Source organism: Escherichia sp. AM3, from assembly GCF_032029835.1.
Classification (GTDB): Bacteria; Pseudomonadota; Gammaproteobacteria; order Enterobacterales; family Enterobacteriaceae; genus Escherichia; species Escherichia coli.
The window spans coordinates 1-298 of the sequence record NZ_JAVUPQ010000833.1 but is presented as its reverse complement, the minus strand read 5'-3'; the positions used below and the strand labels follow the sequence as shown (position 1 = coordinate 298).

Below are 298 nucleotides of genomic sequence, written 5' to 3'. Positions count from 1 at the left end.
AGTTCCAGTAAAATTTGATGCCGTTGCGCTTCCGTCATGAGCTATTCCGATAAGAATTGATTTGAAAAGATGATATTTGAAATAGCGTGAAATTACTAAGATAAATATGACATCGCCAGACGCAAGGTCTGGCGATTGGGCCTCAGAATCAGAGGAAGGATTTGAACGGCAGATCGGGTTCAATCGTAAAGCAATCATCGAAACCACGCGGGTAGTGGTACTCAAGATTGTCTTTATCCAGCGGCCAGGTGAACTTGCCGCCAACCTGCCAGATGAACGGCTTGAAGCCATACTTGAG

General features: G+C 45.3%; 1 pseudogene. It reads right to left on the bottom strand.

The features are described 5' to 3' along the window. Window positions 1–148 precede the first annotated feature (148 nt). Window positions 149–298: pseudogene (locus tag RTW80_RS28615) on the bottom strand (L-ascorbate 6-phosphate lactonase); the annotation flags it as partial.